Genomic DNA, 22,155 nt, shown 5'->3' with positions numbered 1-22,155 from the left:
TGGGCGAGGCAGCGAGCGCGAAGATCCCGTCGGATTCAAGTCATCTGGATCAGCTGGTCACGGCGTACGACGGGGATGCCGGGCTGCGGGATCGCCTACTGCTCGGGAACGACTGGTCTCGTCGGTGGAGCTCGACGTGGCGGGTGGGTACCGGAGAGGTCTGCTGGCCTATCCGGGACATGGCTCACGTGCCGGTGCTGTCGTCCCGGCCGATGCGGGGATTCACATGGCGGGCGAAGCAGCAGCATCGCCCCGGACTTGAGGTGATGGCGTCAACCGGCAGGATGCACGGCTTCGAGTCTCTGGAGGAGATGCGGCTACTGGTCGCGCTGGACTTCCTGAGTGCCTCGGAGGTGCTGTCGCAGCCGTTCCGGCTGGACTTCGAGCACGCGGGCGGGCAGTCCTGGCACATCCCGGACTTCCTGGCCGTGATCGGCGGCGGGATGTGGCTGCTGGATGTCCGCCCGATGGAGCTGGTCAAGGACGTGGACGCACTGAAGTTCGCGGCGGCCAGGGAGGTGGCGGCGGCATGCGGCTGGCGGTACTCGGTGGTCGCGGGCTGGCGCCCGCATGTCTGGAGCGTCCTTGATCACTTGTCCTCGCGCCGACGGCAGACGAGGGATCTGCTGGGCATGCGGGACCAGTTGCTCACCGTTGTCGGCGGCAGGAAGGGACGGGTGATGACGTTCTCCGAGCTGGCAGACGCGACGAGTGTGCCTTCCGTCGGCCGGGCGAACATCATCCGGCTGCTCTGGCAGCGCAAGCTCGGCGTTGATCTGGGCAGCCCATTGAGCGATAGCTCGCTGATCTGGGGGGTGTGATGGCGGCAAAAGGGTTCTTGCACATCGCGCCAGGCAGGCGGGTCACGCTCAATGACGTCGAGTGGACGATCGAAGATGTCCAGGGCCAACTCGGCCGGCTCGTTCTCATGGATACCGACGGCCGCGCGGAGACTCGCTCGTTCCGCTGGCTCATCAACCATCCCGACCTGCGGCTTTTGCCGATGGTCGAAGAGCCGGGGCGGCCTTCACTGGTCTCCCTGCAGCCGAGGACACTGGCCGACCTGACCGAGGACCAGTTGGAGCGGGCCCGGCTGCGGGTTGCTCATGTGCTGGAAGCTGAGACGGGGTTCCGGGAGGGCCACCCGGCGCGGGCCATGCCGGGTGAGCCCCGGCAGGCATACGACCCGGACCGCACGACGCTGACCCAGCGGCGGTACGCGAAGGCGGCGGAGACCAAGACGATGCCCCGTCCAGAGGCGGTCCGCCTCGGTCTGCAGCACCTCAGCTACCGAACCCTGGAGCGTCTTGCGGGACTGGCGGGTGAGAGTCTCCTGCTGGCCTGCGCGGACGGGCGCTGGACGCGGCGACGCAGTGGGCACCGCAGCATCACCGAGGAGGTCCGTGAGGCGATCTTCGCCGTCAAGGCCGAATGCGGCGAACGCGCTCGCGTGAGTCTGGCCGCCAGGCACCGGCTGATGCATCAGTACATGCGTGAGCGGTTCCCTACGTTTCCCACCGAGAAGATCCCTTCCCGCTGGACGTTCGCGGACGTCTGGGAGGAGTGGTTCGGGCCCGGCGGAGCCCGGCCGCGTTACGGGCGGACGGCCGAGGCCGCCGCGGAGGCCGGGGTCTCCGGCCGGATAGTGGTCTACCGGCCGGGCCAGGTTCTGGTGCTCGATTCGACGCCGATGCCGGTGAAGCTGCGTGAGACCGTGTTCGGCGACGCGGTCACCGCAACACTGACCCTCGCGCTCGATCTCTACACGCACGGGCTGCCAGCCTTCCGGCTCACGCTTCAGTCCGACACCTCGGTCGACGTCGCGATGCTGCTGCGGGATGTGATGCTGCCGCTTCCGATGAGGGATGGCTGGGGCGAGGACATGGAATGGCCCTACGCCGGGGTCCCGGCCGACGTGATCGCCGAGTTCACTGGGCACCGGGTCGCCGCTCTGCCGTTCTTCGCCCCGGAGACGGTGACCACCGACCACGGCGGCCCCTACAAGAACCACGACTTAGTGGAAGCCGAGCGGGAGATCGGTTGCCGGATCCTGCCCGCCCGCGTCTTGCGGCAGACCGACAAGTTTGCGGTCGAGCGCCAGTTCCTCACCGTCCAGACCATGCTCTTTGAGCACCTGCTGGGCTTCACCGGCGGCGACGTCGCGGACCGCGGGGCCGACCCGGAACGCGACGCGAGCCTCACGCTTGCGCAGGCCGAGCACGTGATCGCGACCTGGATCGTCCAGATTTGGCAGAACCGCAAACTAGGCGAATACGCCCCAAGCTGGGCGCCGGGCGAGGACCACAGTCCTAACACCCTGTTCGCCGCGGCGATGGAACAGGGCGGCTTCGACCTGGATTTTCCCGAACCGAGCTTCTACTACAAGGTCCTGCGAAAGCACCACGTGAAGGTCCATCCGAGACGCGGGGTGAAGATCCTTGGGCTTTGGTATCACCACCCGGTCCTAGACGAACCGCGCTTCCTGCATCCCTCCTCCCGAGGCGGCAAGCACACGGGCAAGTGGGTGGTCCGCAGTGACCGAAGGGACCGCCGGCAGGTGTTCTTCCAGGACCCAGCCGACCATGAGACCTGGCACGTCCTGCGCTGGCGAGGACTGCCGCCCGAGGGTGAGGTCCCTGCCTTCTCGGACAAGACCGCTGGCGCCCTCCTGGCACACGTGAAGGCGAACAACATCAGGATCCACTCCGAGAGCGAACTCTTGGAACATCTGCTGGGGATCCTCGGCTCGGTCACCCCCGTCGACCAATGGCCCAGCCAGGCCAAGAAGAAGGCGGGGAAGAAGCGGCGCGTCGCCCAGGCCCGCGAGATCACCCGAGCACAGGCTGCGGCGGCCGACCGCCCCGCCGCACCGGCCGCCGCAGACGAGCAGGTTCCGGCCGAGATGCCCGTGGCCTGGACCGAGCACGCTCGCACGATCGACCGCACGGTCGACGCCGACCGTCGTCGGCGACGCGAAGAAGCACTCGCCGGAACCAGACCTGTCGCCCCGCCGACGCTGCACGAGGCCCTGCGACGGCGGCCCATGTTCCTGCTTCCGCCCCGAGATGCCTTAGAAGTCGACACGGTTGTAGGGGAGGAAGAGGCGTGACCCGGGCCCTTTCCCATGACGATCCGCTGGAGGGCCTGCCCTCACGGGCCAAGGTCGCCGAGTTGATTCTCGGCGGCCACCCGCCCCGCGACACCTATGTCGGCTGGCAGCACTACCGGGCCCACTGCGGCCTGCTCGTCCCCGCCCCAAAAATCTCGCTGCAGCAGTGGTCGATGATCCCCGAGAGCCGCCAGGCCGACTACGACCTTTACCGGCAACTGACGAACGCAAACCTCCCGCTGCAGGACACACCCATGCACGACAAGGTCGGCAAGCTGATCCGGCGCCGGTTGCGCGGCAACACGATGAAGCAGGACGACCCGACCCGCGCCGGCGTCATGGTCAGCGGCTGGGGCAACTACGGCAAGACCGCGTCCGTCTGCTCAGCCGGAGCCGTATTCGAGGACCAGTGGCTCCAACTACACAGCTACCTCAACCCCGGGGCTCTGCCAGGCACGCGTGATCTACACGCGCCGGTCGTCTACGTCGCAACCCCTGTGACAGCGTCCCCGAAGAGCCTTTGCGCTTCGATCCTGGGCTTCTTTCGCGCCGCGACCCGCAAGTCGGCCACGCTGCCGGAACTGGTACGGCAGGTCGCCGACTCTCTCCACGACAATGGCGTCAAGGCGCTGGTCCTGGACGACATCAGCCGGCTGCGGATGCACCGAGCCGACGACCAGGACGTCCTCGACCTGATGCGGGCATTCATGAGCCTGGACGTCACCCTGATCCTGACTGGCGTCAACATCCCCGGCCTCGGGCTGCTACGCGAGGCCAAATGGAACAAGAAGACCCGCCAGTGGGAGATGCCGCCGCTGGAGTCGACTCGCATCCACGGTCTTGAGATCACCCAGACTGAGCACCGCTTCGAGCTCATCGAGCTCGACTGCTTCCGCTACACCACCCGGGAGCAGATTCAGGCTTTCGTCAATCACCTGGACGGGATCGAGAGGCACTTGCGGCTACTGAAGGCGAAGGAGGGCATGCTCACCGGCGGCACCATGCCGGAGTACTTGATGCGCCGCACCGGCGGTGTCGTGGGCTTGCTGGGACGTTTGCTCGAGGACGGCACCCAGGAGGCCATGGAGTCCGGGAGGGAACTGATCGACGAGAGCCTGCTGGACGAGATCGTGCTCCGGCGGGATGAGCCCACGCGGCCGCCGGACGAGCCCGCGATTCCGGCCGGCCTGCCGATCGCCAGCAAAAAACCGCAGGCGAAACGGCCCCGGAATACCACTTTCGATGACCACGGCCCAACTGCGCACACGGGCGCCTGACAAATGGAGCCGTTATGCATCCACTGCCCCGGAGTCTCGAACCCGTTTCAGGAGAATCCCTGGTCAGCTACCTGCTTCGGCTTGGGCATCGTCTCAGCCTCCCGCCTCTGTACCTGATCCGTGCGGCAGGCTGGACCGAGCGCGTCCACCCTGGTCACATCCCAGGCAGTCTGCTGCTGGATCTCACCGGGCCGCAGACCGAAGCATTCGCCCAACTGACGAGGCAGACGGCCAGGGAGGTCTCGGCATTGACACTGACACAGTGGCGAGACCGGTACCCGCCCATTGCCCGGTCCGTGCCCGGCCCGGCACAGAGGCCGGACGCATGGCTCTTCGTCGGCTCCCCGCGGTTTTGCCCCTCCTGTCTGGCGGGCGACGGCAGCCCGGCCCAGCAACTCCACGGCGGCCCCTGGCACAAGCTCTGGCACCTTCCGATTGCTTTCAGCTGCGTAGAACACCAGACCTATCTGGAAGCCAACTGCCCGCACTGCGGCCAGCCGCACGCCATATCAGGGCGCCTGATTGAGCGGGCCAACGACCACACACTGCACCCAGCGCAATGCCGGTGGACGATCGACACCCAGACGCAGAAACGAAAGTCCCGTGCCTGCGGCGGCAGACTCGATCAGCGTGTCGCCTCGCCTCCCGGCCGCCGGCCAAAACCGACACTGGACACCCTGCGCTTCCAGCAGTCTCTCCTTGCCCGACTGGAGCCGACGACTCCGGCCACGGACGCATCCGAGTACTTCACCGATCTCCGGCTGGCCACCGCGCTGATCAGCACTACATGGCCGCAAGGGCAGCATCTTCTCGATAGCGCCGTCGCCGGGCATGTGACCACTTATGTCCACTCCGCTTTAGAGCGTTCCGGCATCAGCAACAACGGTCTGCAGCACTATCGGTTGCGCGATGTACCACCCCGTGACCCAATCGCTTGTGCTGGGCTCCTACGCGCCGCTCACTCCTTGCTCGAAGCAGGCGATCTATCCGAACGTCTTTCCCAGCTCATCCACACCCCCGGGGAGCGGCCGACGCGCACACCGTGGGTCCGTATCTTTGCCCGCCATGAGCACTCGTGCTCGCGACGATTCCGAGACGCGGCCGAACCCTTGACCCGCACCTACCGCAAGATCGGCGGTCCCCAGGGAACCCGAGCACCTCTGCGGGACGACTACCGGCCAGAGCACATCCCGGCATATCTGGAGCCGGACTGGTATGAAACCTATTTCGCGCCCATTGCCGGAATCGCTCCGAAAGTGTTACGTCGAACTGCCGCAGTCCGGCTCGTCCAGTGGGCCATAGGCGGACCCCTCGATGATGCTGCGACTTACCTCGGCATCACCCCGAACCTGGTGCGGTTCAGCACCAACACTGACTTCCAACGCTGGGAGCGCGCGGGACGCAACCCGGCCGAGTTCGAACTAGTCCTCCGCGAGCTCAGCGCCGAACTCCGAGCACCACGCCGACCGCTCATCGACTACCAGCACAGACGTGAGGCGCTCCGGGACTGGGCTCTGCCCCCTGACGTGTGGGACGCCCTGGTCAGAGAGTTGCCACCCATCCCCGGCGCCATTCGGCCAGCAGTCGGCGACCGCAAACGTCAGGACGCCTCCGTCTTCATCTGGGTACAGGTCACACGAGGCGAGCACCTCTTCGCCCCACGTCCCATTGAGGCCGAGCAACCTCTGCACGTCCAGCATGAATGGGCCCAGCGTCGGAACACCACCTGGTACAACCTCGTCCGGCCTGATCCGCTACGGCACTACGCCGACCTGCGGAAACTCCTCGCTGAGTATGCCCAGCAGCTCGCCCGAGACATCGACTCAAGTACTGGCCCAAACCACGAGGACAAAGCTGGGCAAATCATTCGCCCTGACACTCACGTACAGCGAACGTCCACGACCATAATCCGCTAACGGGTCCCCGGGATCTATCAACAAGAACCTTAGGAAAATTGGCCACGGTGAAGATCGATCTTTGAACCACCCGAGCACGGCGACCTCGACGAAACCACACTCCCGAAGCCGCCGCCTTGGCGCTAGCGAAGCACAGGCCCAGGGCACGCCCGAACAGGCCATCCCTGTGGGGCCGCTGGATGAACTCACGGACGGCCGACTCGCGCCGCCGGGGGGGTGAGTGCCACGAATTCGCGGATGTAGTCTGTGGCCCGGGAGGACTGAACCCGGGCGAGGATGTCCACGCTGCGGCTACCGAGCTTGAGGCCGTGGTCGAGGTCGCGGGCCTGAAGATGGCCCCGCCGCCCTCCTGTCCTTCGACATCGCGATGGGCTCGCTCAAGGGGAACGCACCCCTGCCCGCTGACTCGCCCCCGGTTTTCGTTCGCGTTGGGCCGCCTATTGCCCCCGAGGCGGCTTCCACTGCCTTCCTGTCCCGGTACAGAATGGCCGGTCGGCATCATCGCTCTCAGCAACGAGGAAAATATGGCAACGACTGGCGACGTCACCATCGGCAAATTGTTGATGGCTGAGTACGACAGGTTGAAGGAGGAACAGAAGACTCGGATCGGGTTTCGGGACAACCTGCTCTACGTGACCCTGGCTGCGATGGTTACAGTGTTGATTGGCGCGGCCCAGGCGCACCACGCCGTGCTGCTTTTGGCTCTGCCCGTCGTCACTTGCGTTCTCGGATGGACGTATCTAGCCAACGATCAGAAGATAAGCGCGATAGGCCGCTACGTCCGAACCGACCTTGGGCCCCGTTTGGGCGACCTGGCCGGCGAGCCCGGGAGTCCCTTCGGGTGGGAGGTGGCCCACCGCGGCGACATTCGTCGGAAGCAGCGCAAGATCATCCAGTGTGCAGTCGACCTGATCACCTTCAGCGCGGTTCCCCTAGCCGCCCTGGTCGCCTTCTGGCTCTGCGGCACTGGCGGGGTTCTCCCTGTGACCGCTTCCATCCTGGAGCTCTTGGCAGTCACAATCCTGGCCGCCCAAATCGTCCTGTACGCCGAGAGCGCACCGTAGAGACCCCCTTCCCTTTCCCCGTCCTTCCCCTTCCCCGGCGTGGACGCGACGGACCCCGCCTCACCGAGTCCTTCCACGGCGGCAGGGCCTGGACCTCACACAGCACCTGCCAAGGATTTGCCCCACCCTTCTTCGACCGAACACGGCAGTAGGTCTGGGGCATTCCGAACGTCCTGGCCTACTGCTGTGCGCCAGCGCGACGAACCCAGCGCAACAACCGTGTCCAGAAGAACTGGACATCATGCTAGCGTGAGAAAGGTGACCTCGACCGCTGACCAACTACGCACTTTGCTGGGCGAGACGGCGTTCCATGCGCTGGAGTCGCTCGCCGGGTCCAGCGCCCCGGTGAGTGGTCGCGCCCTGGCGCGCGCGCTCCGCGTCGCACCCACGACCGCGACGTCCACGCTTCAGGTGCTCCAAAGGGCCGGTTTCGTGGTCGCAAGTGCCGAGGGCCGCTCAAAGTTGTGGCGTATCGACGCGAGCAACCCGATGATGCACAACTGGCTGTACGAGCCGACTGGGGCGGCGGAGCGAGAGGGAGACGAGCGCAGGGTGCGCCCCCGCCTGACGACGGTGATTTTCACGGCGCTCCAGCTGGAGTACGAGGCAGTTGTCTCTCACCTGCCCGATCGGCGGCCCAGCCGTGTCCGCACGACGCGTTTCGAGGTGGGGGACTTTGCTGGCGACCATGCGGACTGGAGCGTGCACGTAGCGGAGTTGGGCGCGGGCAACACCCGCACTGCCATCGAGGCCGCCACGGTGATCACGGCGCTCGATCCCCACCTGGTGCTATTCGTAGGCGTCGCCGCCTCGGTCAAGCCGGGTGACCTGGTTCACGGCGACGTCGTCGTCGCCGACCGGGTCTACGACCTGCACAGCGGCAAAGACGCCTGGGAGGAGGCGCAGGGGTCGGTCCACCTGACGCGGCCGCTGTCCTATCCCGCCGCCAACGGTGTCGTACAGCTCGCAATGAATGTGCGGCGCAACGACTGGGCAGATGAGTTGACCGCCGGCCTAGCTCTCAATTCCCGCGGCACCGCACCGCGGGTCGAGATCAAGCCGATCGCCGCAGGCGCGGTCGTGCACGCTGACAGCCGTTCGGTGCTGATGGGCAAGGTGCGCCAGCAATTCAATGACGTGGCGGCGGTGGACATGGAGTCGCTCGGGCTCTATGAGGCCGCCCACAAGGACGGCCTGCCCGCGCTCGCTGTACGCGGGATCTCCGATTGCGTTGAGAACAAGACCCCCGACGCCGACCGCGAATGGCAGCCGCGGGCAGCCCACCACGCCGCTGCCTTCACGTTCGCCTTGCTGCGCCGGGCCGAACCGGAGGACCTGCCGAGGCCGGGCACCTCGACTGTCCCGGCCGGAGGTCCGCCGTCCTCCACTGGCTTGTCACAGGTACAACTGCTGCTGCGCGTCGCTCCAATGATGGCGCTCGCGTACGAGTGGGCCGAGCCGCTGGCCGGGGCGCGCGCGACTGCGGTCCTCAGGGACCTGGTGGCATTGGGCAGTCAGCCTGCCACGTGGTTGAGCCGATTCAAACACCGGCCACCTCAGGCGTTCCGTAGTCAGGACAGCGAGGCGTTGTGGGTCCTGGTTGCCGAGTTCGCCGCCGCACACGAGCATCCGGCCACGTCCTGGTTCTTCGAGCAGGCCGCGCAGCGCTGGCAGGGCAGCCTGCTGTCGGCGTACTTGTATTGCGAAGGTGCAGTCGCAGCTGCACGACGCGGGGACCCGGAGAAGAGCGAACTGCTGCTGGCTTGCGCTGAAGCTGCCGAGCCCGCTGGCAGCCCGCTATGGGAGTTCTATCGCGTCGGCCTTGGCACCGACAACACCGCGGTGGCACCGGCGCTGTTGGCCGTGGCGGGAACGCTCGAACTGCCGTTGCCAAGGCCAGTTCTGGCCGGTCTGGGCGCCGAGTCGGCACCCTCTGAGCCCGATGATGCGTTCTTGGCATTCGTCGAGGAGTTCGCCGACCTCCATCCGGCATTCTTCGAGTCCACGAGGCTGACCGCCACACTGGCCGCGGCTGTGCTCCTCCGTGAGACTCCTGGCCATATCGACGCCGCTCAGATCCTCTTGGACAACGTCGCAGCTGGGTTCCCGGCGTACCGCCGCAACCCCACGAGCGCGTCAGCGGTCGCTGCACTGACCGGGCCCAGAGCCTCCTTGGTAGAGCTGGAACTGGCGAGGACTCTCTGTGCGAAGGCAGCTGATTCCGTCAGCCGAATCTCAGGTTTCGACCGAGACGCCGCGCTGACGCGTGCGGAGGACCTCGCGCTCATCGCGCGCGGTCGCCGGCAGGACTGGGGCGGCCCCACCGCCGAGGCACTTGTGCTCGCCGCGCAGGCGCGGGCCCTAAAGGGCGACATCCACGGCGCCCTGGCATTGCTTTTGCCACCGCCCGCAGGGACCGCTGAGGCCGTGGAGGCGATGTCCGGCCCAGTGATTGAAGCAGCAGCGGGACTGGCCGCGCAGGTCGGAGACACGCGCCTGGCGCTTGAGCTCGCCGAGAAGATCGACGACCCGGTGGACCGGAGGCTGGCGATCGCGCTCGCGCTCACCAGAAGGCAGGACACTCACCCCGAGGCCGCCGCCGAATTCCGTGCCGCGCTCGATGAGATCGCCTCCAGCACTCGCGGTGATCAAAGATTCCGGATCTTGCTCGGTTTGTCGCTTGTTGCGACCCTCGACGAAGACGAACTGTCCCAGCTCCATGCGCTCGATTCGGAGAGCGCCGATATGGTCCGCGCCCAATCGCTGCTCTCGGGCGGCAACGTCACCCAGGCGCAGATCCTCGCCCGCCGCTATCCCGACTCCGATGCGGCGCTGCAGATTCGCGTCCAGGCGCTCATGCACCAGGGCAAGGCCGCTGACGCCGTCAAGGCTCTGGAGCGCTTCGCTGTACGCCACGGCCACGATGAACGCCACCTCCTCGAAGGGGCGTACCTGGCGCTCACCAGCGGAACTGTGGACGACGCGGAGCGTCTGGCGTCCAGCCTCGCGTCCAGTGCCGATGCCGCACGCCGGCGAACCGCCCGGGAAATCCTCCTTGAGACAGCGTCTCGCCGAGAGGACTGGAATGCGGTCTTGGACCAGACGCGCCGACTCATCGCGGACAACGAGATCGCCGAAGGCGACCCGAACCGGGACGACAGCCTGATCAAGTACCGGTGGGCTCAGGTGTATGCCCTGCATCAGCTTCGCCAGATGCAAGATGCCTACGAGGCCATCCGGGCCGAGCCGCACCTGGAGCCAAAGGACCGAAACCGAGCACGGCTGGTTGCCTCGGTGCTGCGCACAATCGCGCCGTCAGTAAGCGAAGGAGGTGTTATCAGCAAGGCCAATGGAACGGAGATCACGCAGGCGGAGATCCTGACCGCGGTCGCCCAGGCAGCGCAGGCTTTCCCAGGCGATGAAGAACTAGTCGCCACGGCCGTCATGACCGCCTTCTTGATGCCGACGGGGGAACAAATCGACTACCACCTGCTGACCCAAGCTCGCCAACTGCACCAACAGTTCTTCGAGCACTTCCCCCACAGCAAGCTGATCGAGCGAGTTCCGATCGACGATACGCTCAAAGGCCTGCAGGAGTTTCTCCGAGTTCGCCTGGCGCCGGTGTCGGACGCCGTACACCAGATGCAGCGGGCGACCATTGCCGGGCAGATCCCCCTAAGCGCTTGCGCTGCCGCGCTCGGCCGCAGCCACGCGGATATGCTGATCCGCAACACCATCGGCTGTTATGTGATCCGCGATCCCGATAAGGACATCTGTGCCCAGGAGACCGCTGCGGCCCGGCGCGCACTGGACACCTCGGTTGTTGTTGACACCTCGGCGTTGTTCTTCTCTCCGATCGCGCTGGAGCCCACGACACAGCTGACGGCCCACTTCGAGCAACTCCTCGTCGCCGCCCCCCAACGCGACGACATCCTGCAGGCCCGGTCCGCGCTGGGCATGCGAAGCTCCGGTTGGCTCGGGTGGGATTCGCGAACTGAGCAGCCTACTTTCACTGAGTACTCCGAGGAAGTCACCAAGTCGTGGAGCGATCGAGCCCACGCCCTGGCTGCTGCTGTCGATGCGTGTGACGTCCTGCCCGACGCGCCTCCCGACCATGATGACGAGAGACACAGGGTATGGAGCGCACCGATCCGTCTGGCGCGAGAGCGCGGGGTCAGCCTACTCGCTGATGATGCCGCGTTGCGTGCTGTCGCGCGCAGTCAGGGAGTATCCGCGTTCGGCACCTTGCACCTGTTGGAAGCCCTCGTCCAGGACGGGGTCCTTCTCGTAGACGCTCTTGAGCAGTCCTACCGCCGACTCATGCAACTTCCCGTGGCCGAATTGCCCGTGCGCGATCGCTTGATCGCGATCGCCCGCAACGAGCAATGGAATCCAAACGGTTATGCAGCCTTCCTCTTCACACGCCCCTCGACATGGCATCCGCTGGCAGGTGGATGGCGTACCTACACCGCTTTGATCAAAGCGCTGCCTGAGAAAGATCCTCAAAGAGCCGCGAGTTGGTGCGCCGCCGCGCTCAGAGGCCTTTGTCTCGTCGCTACTCCACAGACTGTGCCATCCGTCGCCGGCATGATCGTGGCATGGACATTGTTCGAGCTGACCGATGGATCAGCTCTTCCAGTGCTCCTCGACGAAGCAGAGCAAGCAGTCCGGAGCTTCGCTCCAGACGCGGACCTCCTGCAGGAGGTCGTACAGCGTCTGGTGACGACAGTGCGGCACATCACCCCTCCGGAGATGGTCGGCTCCATCGTCCTGCGGCTGCTGGCTGGTCTGGACGGCGAAGCGCATGTGAAGGCCCTCAAGATCTTCTTCACCATGCCGTGACCTCCGGGCTTGAGACAGGCGAGCATTGCCACGGCCGGTGTCGTCGAGCATCTTGATCTCCAAGCGTGCCGCTACGACTGTCTGCATGGGTGCGTACGGCCGCAGTACGTCGCGCTTGACCCCTGGGTCGGGGTGGTGGCGATTCGGGTTGCGTCCCTCGCTCACGGATCCGTCTACGGAGAGGCTTCGTGAACCCTGGCCGCCCCGGCTCGAAGACGTGGCGCGGGTCCCGGTTCAACCGCGAGTCAATCGAGATCCGCTGGAAGCAACAAGCGGTCGACGTGGCCGACCTTCGTCAAGAAAGCCACACGTGGGCTCCCCTCCGAGGGCTATGGTGCAAGGTTCGCCACGAGCCCTCGGAGGGAAAACCGTGATCATCAAGACGTGGGACGAGCTCAGGGAAGCAGACGGCAGGACACTTCACTTCACTCCCCATGGGCTTGGGCTCGGCGTGAAGATGACGCCTGAAAGCTCAGCCGAGTTTCAGCAGACGAATGTCGCGGCTCTCGAACTGGCCCCGGCGGTAGCCAAAGGAACCCGGCAGAGCTTCGATCGGCTTCGCACCGTATTTGCGTACGGCGTCCTCTGCTACGACATCTTTACGCTAGTCAGCGACCACGCCCTGCTGGTCATCGAGCAGGCATTGCGGGACCGCTTCATCGACTTTCACGAGGGCAAGGTCACCTTTGTCGACGCCGCTGGCGCCCCGCACGAAGTTGCTATTGAGCGCTACGAGCAGGTTCACGACTTCATCGAGAGCCAGAAAAAGCAGAGGCGGTCCAAGACCGGGGTGAAGGAGAAGCCGTGGCGGCTCCGCGTTGGGGCTGGCCCGGAAGCCATCGACTTCAACGGAACGCTCCATGGCCTAAAAACATGGGCTCGGACTGCCGGCCTCCTGCGAGGGCAGCGCAACCGAGGCATCGAGCAAGCACTGTCGACCCTGCGGAACTACGTGGCACACCCGACCTCATACCATCTCCTCGGACCCGTCGAGGCCACTCGGATGCTCAGCGACCTCTGCGAGATCATCAATCATCTGTGGGGATGCAACACACCCGGAGGACGGTTGTATCCGGCGCCGCTCCGGCGATCCGTCGCGGCTATCGCCTGGTCCAAGGAGCACGGGATTTCCGTCACCGCAGTCGAGAACCTACGCGACGAGTCGGAATTTGACGAATTCTGGGAGTTCTCCATCATTCGAGCTGTCTTCGAGTTCGGAAGCCGCATTACCGATCCTGCCCTGGCCCAGTTTGATTCACTCCATGAGGCAACGTGGTACCCAGTAGATCTCTTGTGGGGACCGGGATCCCGGCAGGACGGGATCGCCTGGTTGGACGCCAACGATCCGCAGCCCGATGAATTCGACTATCTGGACCGCGTCTTCGCCATTCGCCACAACAACGGGGAGCTCTACCTCCCGATGAGACCGTCGATCGCCGCTGCTCTCCCTATCGATGAGCAAGCCGGCCGCTGGTTTGCTGTGCGTTCCGACTTGCCCACCGCGGCCTTCTCTCACATCCGGAAATACCTGTCCGGAACCTCAAAGTGCTCAGGAAGGGGTCCGTGCAGCCAATGCCACGCCGAGACTTTGACTTCCGGTACCTACGCGGAAATCATGCGAGCGTCCGGGGCGCGTATAGGAATTCCCCTTCCACCCGATGTGCGGACGCCGTTCGCCGATCGCCGATCGTGGCCCGCGTAAGTCATGGCGGGCCTCTCAACTCGTACGGTTAGTCTGTTCCAGATCGGCCAGCCGCGCGAGGATACGCCTCGGGAGTTCTGCGTTTGTCAGCCTAAACTGGACCCACTGGTCCTTGGACTTCGTCTTCATTGAGGCGGAAAATCGGAAGCGCCCCTTACTGTTAGGCTCGGTCACCTTCTTGCTGAACTCATCGCTCGGTACCAACCAGGCGGTCATGATCGCGCCGCACTCGACGTCCACGGCTAGGAAGAGCATGTCCAAGTCGGGACGTGGCTGGAACGTCTGTGACCGCACGAAGGCCATCAGCCGGCCTTGCTGCACCTGCACCCCAGTGGACATTCGAGCCTTGACCTGAACCGCTAGGGTCGCCGTACTCCCACGACGATGGAAGACAAGGTCCACTCCTTCGTCATCCACCAGTGAGGTGGAGACGTTCAACTCTCCGCCGGTGGCAAGGATGCACGCAGCAGCGACCAGGTACTCGGCCGCCTTCCCCATTCGTCCGGCGGCAGGGCTCTTGTCCTGGTAGTCCTCGTCGTAGCTCACGGTAGGAACGTATCGGGCATCGTCGCTGTGCGGGCAGCTAACTGCCCAGAGTGACTGGACACTTATGGCGTCGCCTCCAGTGAGTCACGCCAGTAGCATCGGCACCCCGAGCGTGCGCCTGGCACCGCCGGTTGTTGCGGAGGGCAGACCCCAATGGCCGGGTTCGACGCCGAGTTCTCGTTCAACCCCGGGAATCTGGAGGTTGTCCGGGCACTCCATGCAGCCAGTCGGCGGCGAGCGAGAGCGATGGATCTCCGGTGGCAGAGCCAGGCCACCGAGGCGGGCTATGGATACGTCGGCGTCGACGGGTGGACGTGGGGCATCGACTTTCTTTTGGAACGACTACGCCGTGACCTACCGACCATCGCAGAGGCGGCGCCCGGTCGTCGCTCGCCTGAGTACCGGCGACGACTGGGTAATGGCTATATCGATATCGTCACCAAATTTCGTGGTGGGTGGTATAAGCGCTACTGGCGAGAGAGCGATCCCTTCATCCCAACGCTCCGGGCAATTCAAAAGTCATCCGTCTTGCCGATTCATGATTTGTGGCCAGCCAGTGATGACCACGATTTGGGCAATCGGCTCATGGTTTCGCAGACAGTCATGGCCGCTTGGTGTGTCGATGAGATTGATCCCGAAGTTGTCCTGGAAGAGCTGCACACCGCTGCCGAGCTGATGCTCAAGCGGATCACGGGTATGCCAGATCGGACGAAATTCCCCGACCTGGTGAAGGCTGCTCGGCGCCAGAAGATCCTCGGTAGTGACCCGATGACATGGCAGTATCGAGACCCAAGGAAGGCTATGACGCCGCAGCAGCTGCTCAAGTCGTTGGTTCTTGAGCGGAATGAGACGAAGCATGGCGGAAAGTCTGCCGCTCGGGCATGGCTTGAGATCCACTTCGGAGCCGTGAGCACCTTGCTCGTGGAGTTGTCAGCCAGGGTCTAACGACTGTCTGGCGCGCTGGATTTGGCAGCGAGGAGCTGGCCCGAAGGGTACGGACGCCACACTTGTCTCCAGCGGTCATTACTGACCCTGGAGATTCTCCTCGAAGCCGTGCGTCGCCGCCGCCATCGCACTCGCCGGCGCCGGTGTCCTGATCACGCTGATCGGGCACTGCCGGACAGCCGTCTCGATCGCCACAGGCAGCGACAGTTGCGACCGTCCGCCTGGCCGAGCGCCCCCTGATTTCAGCGCCCGTCGTCACTCCGGCCGGAGCCCGCACTCAGGGTTCCGGCCGGAGCACCGGGCGACACTCCCCCGTCAAGGCTGCCTGCCTACACTTACGGATAAAAGGAGCGAGGTAGTCGTATCAGGTGCTGGATGGTCCCAGGTTTCCCGGTACCCGCGCGCTTGTCGATGCGCCCGGGGCAACGGGCCGGGAACGCCCGCGGCTGGCCAGTCTATGTTCGGCGTGCCTTTCGGATCAGGTCGCGCAGTGCCCGGGCGGTTGTGATGGCGCGGTTGTCGTCATCGGAGCCCAGGGCGATGAACTCATCAAGATCGGGCCAGTCGACCACTTGATCCAAGAGCCGTAGAGAACCGGCGTCGCCTTCGGTGAGCGCGGCGGCACAGCTAACGCAAACATTGCGGATCAGATCGAGAATGGATTGCCGGAAGAGGCGGGGGGCTGCCGGATCGGCCTTCCAATAGTTGACTTCGTCGATGGCCTCGTCCCACTTTGCCTGGTCAGCCAGAGCTTCGACGAGAAAGCGGCGCGTTTCTGCCTCGAGCGATCCGGATATCCCTTGGCCCAGCAGTGCCCGACAGTTCATTTCCGCCTCCGCGTAGCGGTGGCTACGCAAGCTTTCCTCGGCCTGCTGCAGTCGGCCGTAATTGGCGGCATAGGTGGTCGGCTCGATTCTCGACTGCAAGTCCGTGAAGGCGTCGGCGAGCAATGCAAGCCTTCGCGACATGTCCCCCGTGATGTTCGATCCCTGGATCAGAATGCGCGAGTCGACGGCTAGTTTCATAGCAGCCTTGGGGTAGTCGAAGACCCATGACCTCGCCTGGTCGAGCACGAACTCCAGATGGCCTATCGCCTCATCCAGGGTGGTCCTCAGCGGTGGTCGCCGTTCACTGCCGAGCTCTTGCACCTGGATGGACATCATGGCTAGGGCGAACCGCGTCTGTACGACGAGGGCTTCATTGTCCGCGCCGGCTCGCACCAGGTAGTCGAGCTCGCGCACGTAGAGTTCCTCGGCTCGCACGACGTCGCCTTGCAGGTAGTACGGGGCGGCGAGATTGCCGCAGATGAGCGCGGCCCGCTCACTGGGCAGGTCCATGGCTTCGATGTGCGTCAAGAGCATTTCGGCATGCGACTGCATGATCCGTACCCGCTCCAGCTCACCGAGCTGCGACGGCGCGGTGAGCCAGCGCTCTACATGTCCGGCCAGCTGGTCGATTGCCCTCGCGTATGCCGGGTGCCTGGCGAGGCGTTCGCGTATCAGCTCCTGGCTGACGGTATTGATGGAAAGGGAGCGGTCCGCACCGGGGAGTGTCTCCCCATAAGTAGGTGGCAATGGCAGATCGTTCTTGATGAGTGAGAAACGGGAGAGCTCGCGCAGCGCCTCACCGATGTTGACGACGTTCGGTGGGATGAGCACCGGGCCACGATGCTCGGCATCGAGGTCCTCGACTCTGCTGATCGCCGCGGCCAGCAGGAGGTGCGCCGGTATCTGGTGGGAGGCCAGGTAGGCGGCCGCATAGAACATCTGCAGTCCGACGCCTGCGACGTCGAGATCGGTGCCTGGCCGGATGCTTTCCTGGAGTTTGTCGATGCATACGTTGTGGGCGGCCACGAGCGTGCGGGGATAGCCGAGCGGCACCATGTCTTCATCGGCAAAAGAGCGGCCTTTCAGCGCGCTCAGGTAGTGATCGACCTGGTCGAGACCCAACCCACAGGTGTAGAGGTAGCTGGCTCCGAGCTCCAGGGCCAAGGGCCAGTCACCCAGTTCACTCGCCAGACGGTCCACTGCGTCCGCCCAGGCAGGTTTCTCGCAATCACTGAGGTGCAGACGTTGGGTCAGCAACTGGGCGGACTCGCCACGTTCCATCGCGGAGACCTGCACCACCTCGCCGGTGCCCAGGTGGGTGGCTGCGTTCAGCGTGGTGATGATGACATCGCCACGGCTCGCCTTGGGCATCCAGGACTCGGCCTGCCGGGTCGCGGCCACATTGTCGAAGATGAGCAGCCAGCGGCCGGACAGTCGGCCTAGGGATCGCTGCACGGCCTGCTGCGTCTCGTCGGGGCGGGCTTCTTGGCGCCTGGCGGCGTTCGGGTTCAGCGCGTCTAGGACCCGCTCGAACGAGGCAAGGGTCGACGAGGGCGTCTCGCCGTCGATCCAGCCGATGAAGTCATAGGCGTCAGCCCGCTCCGCGATGTAGAGAGCCGCAGCGCTGGACTTCCCAATGCCGGAGGGGCCCACGAGGGTGGCCCGCCGTGTCTGGCGGGCCTTGGTGGCGGGGAAGGCGGCCAGGAGCGGATCGATGAGCCCCGGTCGTCGCACATCGGGGATGGCCGGGAGCTGTCCCGCAATGGTGCCCCAGTCGCGCGCACCGATCGACTGCGCCAGCGTCTGCGCGTCGACAAGGACCAGCCGGCGCAGTTCATTCAGGGAGAAGGTGGCCCGACCGCCACTCACATCGGCGGCGCGGTCCAGAATCTCGGAGAGGAGGTATCCGGTGAGCAGCCCGGCAGAGTGCTCTCCCAGACCTTGATTGGTTCGATTCCGGATGACGCGTAGGGAGTTGCGAAGCTCGTCGCGGATCTCGTCGTCATCGCGCGCGTCGAACTCCAGGCGGCAGCGGGCCAGCCGGGCGAGACCGCCGGCATCCAGCCGCTGCAGCTGGTCCCGGCGTTGAGGTGCGTCATGGAAGAGTTCCATCAGGGTGTCGCCAAGGACCTGCGGCTCGACGTCAGCGGACAGGACTTCGTCGAGCCGGTCCCCCTTGACGCCTGGGCGGGCGTTGGTCAACAGGCAGTAACTGCCCGCTTCCTGGGCGGTGTTGAGCATCCCAAGCAGGACGCCCAGTGCCATGGCGCCGCTCATGGAGCCACCGGCGACCCGGCTCTTGACCTGGACGGCGGTGCGCACGGAGCCGTCCGCGTCCACGACGTCGAAGTCGACCTTGTCTACCGATCCGTCGCTGGCCGGCGGGCCTTCGACCCGCACGCAGGCGACCTCCGGCTCATCGATCACCGCGACCAGCTGCTCCAGCGTGCGCAGGTACTGGTACTGATACCCCCGTGCCGCTCCGCGTCCCCCGTCCATGGCAGTGCACCCCTTCCAGACGGACCCCCTGGGATGTACTCCCAGCGACGGTGTGATGATCAGCCGTCAAGGGTATGGGGTGGGCCCGACAGGACCTGAGGCATCCGGTGAATCTGGCCTGATCATGTCCTGGTCGGCCGACGAGCGCGACCTGGCCGCCGACAGCCCACCCGCTGACCGCGCGCCGGGCCCAACGTCGGCGACGGGAGCACTGTGGACGTGCCGCCGGCCGGATGGAACACAGGGACACGCGCTCAGAGCGCTTCCACCCACTCGCCGGGCTCAGGGGTGAGATCTGCCGGGGCCTCACCCGCGGGCACGCGCCCGCGCGGCACGATGGTGCTTTCCGGGGGTTCCGGGACGGTCGCGGCGTGAGGGATGGCACCGGCGCAGGCGGCGCAGGTGTCGGCGAGGTGCCAGGTCCGGCCGCAGTCCGCCCGGATGAGCAGGAGCCGCAGCGGCCCCGAGCAGGGCCCCTGGCGCCGGTGCCATACGCAGGACTTCTCGCGGCACCAGCAGGTGCGCAGATGCGGCGGCAGCCGGGCCTCGATGAGGTGGCCTGCAAGATGCCGGCGGATCTGCGAGACCGCGGCGGCCCCCACGGCCGGGACGGGCAGCGCGCACCCGCTGCAGACGAGCGCGGGGTGCCCCGCCGGGCTGCTGATCGTGACGGTCCAGGCGCGTGTGGACAGGGCCATGGACATCCATCCCTCCAAGCTGTGATCGCTCAGTCGCCGGCCCTGATTACGGGCGACTCCGGAGCCGACACCGTAGTGCAGACCACTGCCCTATCAAGCGTGCTCCGTACCGACACAAACAGGGCAGAGGTCTGCACTGTCAGGGCAGGGGTCTGCACCGTGTGATGGAGAGGTGACGATCTTGCCGCCGCCGGATCCCAATCCGACGGCACTAAGGCTTTCCCTCTCGCACCTGCGTGCGCAGCACGGGTGGAGCTACGACGAGCTCGCCACGCGCAGCGGCCTGTCCCGCCGCACCCTGATCGAGATCGAACAGGGTCGCACCATCGGCACGTTGGCCACCTGGCATGCGCTCGCCCACGCATTCGGGATTCCGTTGGGCGAGCTCCTCGGCCCGCTGTGCCAAGGGCACGAGCCCCCACGATCCGAAGACTGAGCCCACCCGCCCAGCGGCCACCCGAACGGGAGAGCACCCTCGCGCACCCGTGCCACATTCGAACCTTTGTCGCCTACCCGTCACCGTATCGAGGGGACCGGGCGGCGCGTGCGTAGATAGGTGGCTGGCTCATTGGCATTTTTCACTCCGGCACCTCCCCCCAGGTGCGACCCGTCCCCTGCGCCCATGCAGCACGGACGTGGGCCATCGAGTCTCCGGAGAGATCTGTCCCATGCCCTTTTCCCCGACTGACGAACAGGCCGCCGCTCTGGAGGCTTTTCAAAGCGGCGGCCACCTCACCATCCAGGCCGGCGCCGGAACCGGCAAGACGTCCACGCTCGAGTTCCTCGCGGCGCAGATGCCTCGGCGGCGTGGGCGCTATATGGCCTTCAACCGCTCCATCGCCCTGGATGCCGCCGTCCGTTTCCCGCCGACAGTGCAGTGCAAGACCGCCCACTCGCTGGCCTACGCCGCTCTCGGCCACCTCTACCGCGGTCGTCTCAACAGTCCCCGCAGGCCCGGCTGGCGGATCGGCCAGGACCTGGGCCTGCACGCCTCGGCCAACATCGGCCGGGTAGACCTGGTGCCGGCAACCCTCTCCAACGCGGCGCTGCGCACGGTGACCCGCTTTTGCCAATCGGCCGATGCGGAACTGGCCCACCATCACGTTCCACATATGCGGGGCATCGACGACCCGGACGACCATGCGGAGCTGGCCGACCTGATCCTGCCGTACGCGGTCAAGGCGTGGGCCGACCTACATGACCCGCACGGCGGCACGGTGCGTTTCGAGCACGACCACTACCTGAAGATGTGGGCCCTGAGCGAACCCGTCCTGCCCGGCGACTTCCTGCTGCTGGACGAGGCGCAGGACACCAACCCTGTCCTCGAGCAGATCATCCTGGCCCAGAGGGAGCGCACCCAGATCGTCATGGTTGGCGACTCGGCGCAGGCCATCTACGGCTGGCGCGGCGCCCGCGATGTGATGGCCCGGTTCGCCGGCCACCACCTCACCCTCACCCGCTCCTTCCGCTTCGGCCCGGCGCTCGCCGCCGAGGCCAACCGCTGGCTCACCCTCAGCAACGCAACCATCCGGCTCTCCGGAACACCCGACATCCCCACCACCGTCGGATCCCGCGCGGGCCGCCCGGACGCGGTCCTCTGCCGGACCAACATCGGAGCGATGACCGAGATCCTCGCCCTCATCGCATCCGGCGCCGCGACGGCACTGGTCGGCGGCGGGGATTCGCTGCGTGCTCTGGCGTCGGCCGCCCGCGACCTCTTCCAGGGACGCCCCACCCACCACCCCGAACTCGTGCTCTTCACAACCTGGAGTGCACTGCGCGACTACGCCGATTACGACCCGGCCGGCAGCGACCTGCAGCCCTTCGCCAACCTCATCGACCAGCACGGCCCGGAGGCCATGCTCCAGGCCGTCGACCACCTGGTCCCCGAAGCCGCCGCCGAGGTCACCGTGTCCACCGCCCACAAGGCCAAAGGCCGGGAATGGGCCCGGGTGCGCATCGCACCAGACTTCACACCGCCCGCCGACAGCGACGAAGTCGATCCCCATGGCCATCCCGTTCCCCAGCCCGTCGACGAGGCAGAGGCCCGCCTGGCGTACGTCGCCGTCACCCGAGCCCGCCATCACCTAGACCCCATCGGCCTGGCCTGGATCAGCCAGCACCCCGATAACCCCGCCTGAACCGGGAAGCTGAGTACCCCGGTGCACCGCCCTGCACACCAGCAGGTTGATCACATCCTGGTCGCCGGGTCTGACCACCAGGGCGGTGGCGTACAGCTCGGCGCAGTAGCGGCCCCTGCGCGGCTCGCCTCGATCCACGAGCGCCCCTCCGTGAAGCAACTGGCTGGTGGATCCCCCATATCGGCATCCACCAGCCCAGCCGTGGCCTAGGCGATGTGCGGCGCCTGGATGCCCCAGGCATACGACCTGGTCGTCTACTGTCGCGACCGACTTGACCAGCAGGCGGGAGACGACCGCTTCCGCGACAAGGTCCTAACCCTTCAAGAGGATTCGGACCGCGCCGTGCACACCGCATGCGCCGACAGCGGCGTGCGTCTACTCGACCTTCCCCTGGGATTGACGACCACCGACCGTGTCCAGTGGATCGCCCAACGGGTTAAGAACTGGGCCTCTGCGCTGCCTGACCCGCCACCGCTAGAGTCCCCCGCGCACTCGCACTTCCGGAGGGCTTTCCCGTGGCTGCACACCGCACCGTCATCGACGTCATGATCATCCTGGAGCGGGACGGACAGGTTCTCCTCGCAAAGCG

The 22,155-nt window shown here is 65.8% G+C and carries 13 protein-coding genes; 10 read left to right on the top strand and 3 right to left on the bottom strand.

Annotated features, from left to right (window positions below):
- Positions 1-179 precede the first annotated feature (179 nt).
- The 7 genes from QMK24_RS26970 (at position 180) to QMK24_RS26940 (ending at position 13,910) form a co-directional block, all read left to right on the top strand.
- Positions 180-821: a TnsA-like heteromeric transposase endonuclease subunit gene (locus tag QMK24_RS26970; RefSeq protein ID WP_349307848.1), complete on the top strand. Its 642-nt coding sequence runs from the start codon at positions 180-182 to the stop codon at positions 819-821.
- On the top strand, positions 821-3,109 hold the full coding sequence (locus QMK24_RS26965; RefSeq protein WP_283469379.1) for a transposase: 2,289 nt from the start codon (positions 821-823) through the stop codon (positions 3,107-3,109). The genes QMK24_RS26970 and QMK24_RS26965 overlap by 1 nt, the downstream gene beginning before the upstream one ends.
- A complete protein-coding gene (locus QMK24_RS26960) occupies positions 3,106-4,386 on the top strand; it encodes a TniB family NTP-binding protein (RefSeq protein WP_283469378.1) in 1,281 nt (426 codons plus the stop codon). Before QMK24_RS26965 ends, QMK24_RS26960 begins: the two co-directional genes overlap by 4 nt.
- Before the next feature lie 14 nt (positions 4,387-4,400).
- Positions 4,401-6,302, top strand: coding sequence for a TniQ family protein (locus QMK24_RS26955; RefSeq protein ID WP_283469377.1), 1,902 nt, complete (start codon positions 4,401-4,403; stop codon positions 6,300-6,302).
- 524 nt (positions 6,303-6,826) lie between these two features.
- The gene (locus tag QMK24_RS26950; RefSeq protein WP_283469376.1) at positions 6,827-7,366 is read left to right on the top strand and encodes a hypothetical protein; all 540 of its coding nucleotides are present in this window, start codon (positions 6,827-6,829) and stop codon (positions 7,364-7,366) included.
- Between the two features lie 249 nt (positions 7,367-7,615).
- Entirely contained in the window at positions 7,616-12,208 is a 4,593-nt protein-coding gene (locus QMK24_RS26945; RefSeq protein WP_283469375.1) for a phosphorylase family protein, read from the top strand.
- Positions 12,209-12,578: 370 nt separating this feature from the next.
- Complete coding sequence (locus QMK24_RS26940) at positions 12,579-13,910, top strand: hypothetical protein (RefSeq protein WP_283469374.1); 1,332 nt, start codon at positions 12,579-12,581, stop codon at positions 13,908-13,910.
- 15 nt (positions 13,911-13,925) lie between these two features.
- On the opposite strand, the gene QMK24_RS26935 is transcribed toward QMK24_RS26940, so the two are convergent.
- Positions 13,926-14,456, bottom strand: coding sequence for a hypothetical protein (locus QMK24_RS26935; protein WP_283469373.1), 531 nt, complete (start codon positions 14,454-14,456; stop codon positions 13,926-13,928).
- Between the two features lie 153 nt (positions 14,457-14,609).
- On the opposite strand from QMK24_RS26935, the gene QMK24_RS26930 reads away from it, so the two are divergent.
- On the top strand, positions 14,610-15,401 hold the full coding sequence (locus QMK24_RS26930; RefSeq protein ID WP_283469372.1) for a hypothetical protein: 792 nt from the start codon (positions 14,610-14,612) through the stop codon (positions 15,399-15,401).
- 455 nt (positions 15,402-15,856) lie between these two features.
- On the opposite strand, the gene QMK24_RS26925 is transcribed toward QMK24_RS26930, so the two are convergent.
- Both QMK24_RS26925 and QMK24_RS26920 read right to left on the bottom strand, forming a co-directional pair.
- On the bottom strand, positions 15,857-18,727 hold the full coding sequence (locus QMK24_RS26925; protein ID WP_283469371.1) for a tetratricopeptide repeat-containing protein: 2,871 nt from the start codon (positions 18,725-18,727) through the stop codon (positions 15,857-15,859).
- 254 nt (positions 18,728-18,981) lie between these two features.
- Positions 18,982-19,425 (bottom strand): hypothetical protein, encoded by a 444-nt coding sequence (locus QMK24_RS26920; RefSeq protein WP_283469370.1) that lies wholly within the window; start codon positions 19,423-19,425, stop codon positions 18,982-18,984.
- A gap of 172 nt (positions 19,426-19,597) precedes the next feature.
- Between QMK24_RS26920 and QMK24_RS26915 the strand changes: the two genes are divergently transcribed.
- The gene (locus QMK24_RS26915) at positions 19,598-19,861 is read left to right on the top strand and encodes a helix-turn-helix transcriptional regulator (protein ID WP_283469369.1); all 264 of its coding nucleotides are present in this window, start codon (positions 19,598-19,600) and stop codon (positions 19,859-19,861) included.
- A gap of 232 nt (positions 19,862-20,093) precedes the next feature.
- Positions 20,094-21,566 carry a UvrD-helicase domain-containing protein gene (locus QMK24_RS26910; RefSeq protein WP_283469368.1) on the top strand — a complete coding sequence of 491 codons (1,473 nt, stop codon included), beginning with the start codon at positions 20,094-20,096 and terminating at the stop codon, positions 21,564-21,566.
- The last annotated feature ends 589 nt before the right edge of the window (positions 21,567-22,155 follow it).

This window comes from Streptomyces sp. PH10-H1, assembly GCF_030063355.1.
In the GTDB taxonomy this organism is placed as follows: Bacteria; Actinomycetota; Actinomycetes; order Streptomycetales; family Streptomycetaceae; genus Actinacidiphila.
This window is presented reverse-complemented; position numbering and strand designations above follow the sequence as displayed.

What these genes read in the sequence shown, in the direction of transcription:
- QMK24_RS26925 (WP_283469371.1), bottom strand. Translation starts at nt 18,727, where the DNA reads ATGGACGGGGGACGCGGAGCGGCACGGGGGTATCAGTACCAGTACCTG.
- QMK24_RS26955 (WP_283469377.1), top strand. Translation starts at nt 4,401, where the DNA reads ATGCATCCACTGCCCCGGAGTCTCGAACCCGTTTCAGGAGAATCCCTG.
- QMK24_RS26930 (WP_283469372.1), top strand. Translation starts at nt 14,610, where the DNA reads ATGGCCGGGTTCGACGCCGAGTTCTCGTTCAACCCCGGGAATCTGGAG.
- QMK24_RS26910 (WP_283469368.1), top strand. Translation starts at nt 20,094, where the DNA reads ATGCCCTTTTCCCCGACTGACGAACAGGCCGCCGCTCTGGAGGCTTTT.
- QMK24_RS26920 (WP_283469370.1), bottom strand. Translation starts at nt 19,425, where the DNA reads ATGGCCCTGTCCACACGCGCCTGGACCGTCACGATCAGCAGCCCGGCG.
- QMK24_RS26950 (WP_283469376.1), top strand. Translation starts at nt 6,827, where the DNA reads ATGGCAACGACTGGCGACGTCACCATCGGCAAATTGTTGATGGCTGAG.
- QMK24_RS26970 (WP_349307848.1), top strand. Translation starts at nt 180, where the DNA reads ATGGCTCACGTGCCGGTGCTGTCGTCCCGGCCGATGCGGGGATTCACA.
- QMK24_RS26965 (WP_283469379.1), top strand. Translation starts at nt 821, where the DNA reads ATGGCGGCAAAAGGGTTCTTGCACATCGCGCCAGGCAGGCGGGTCACG.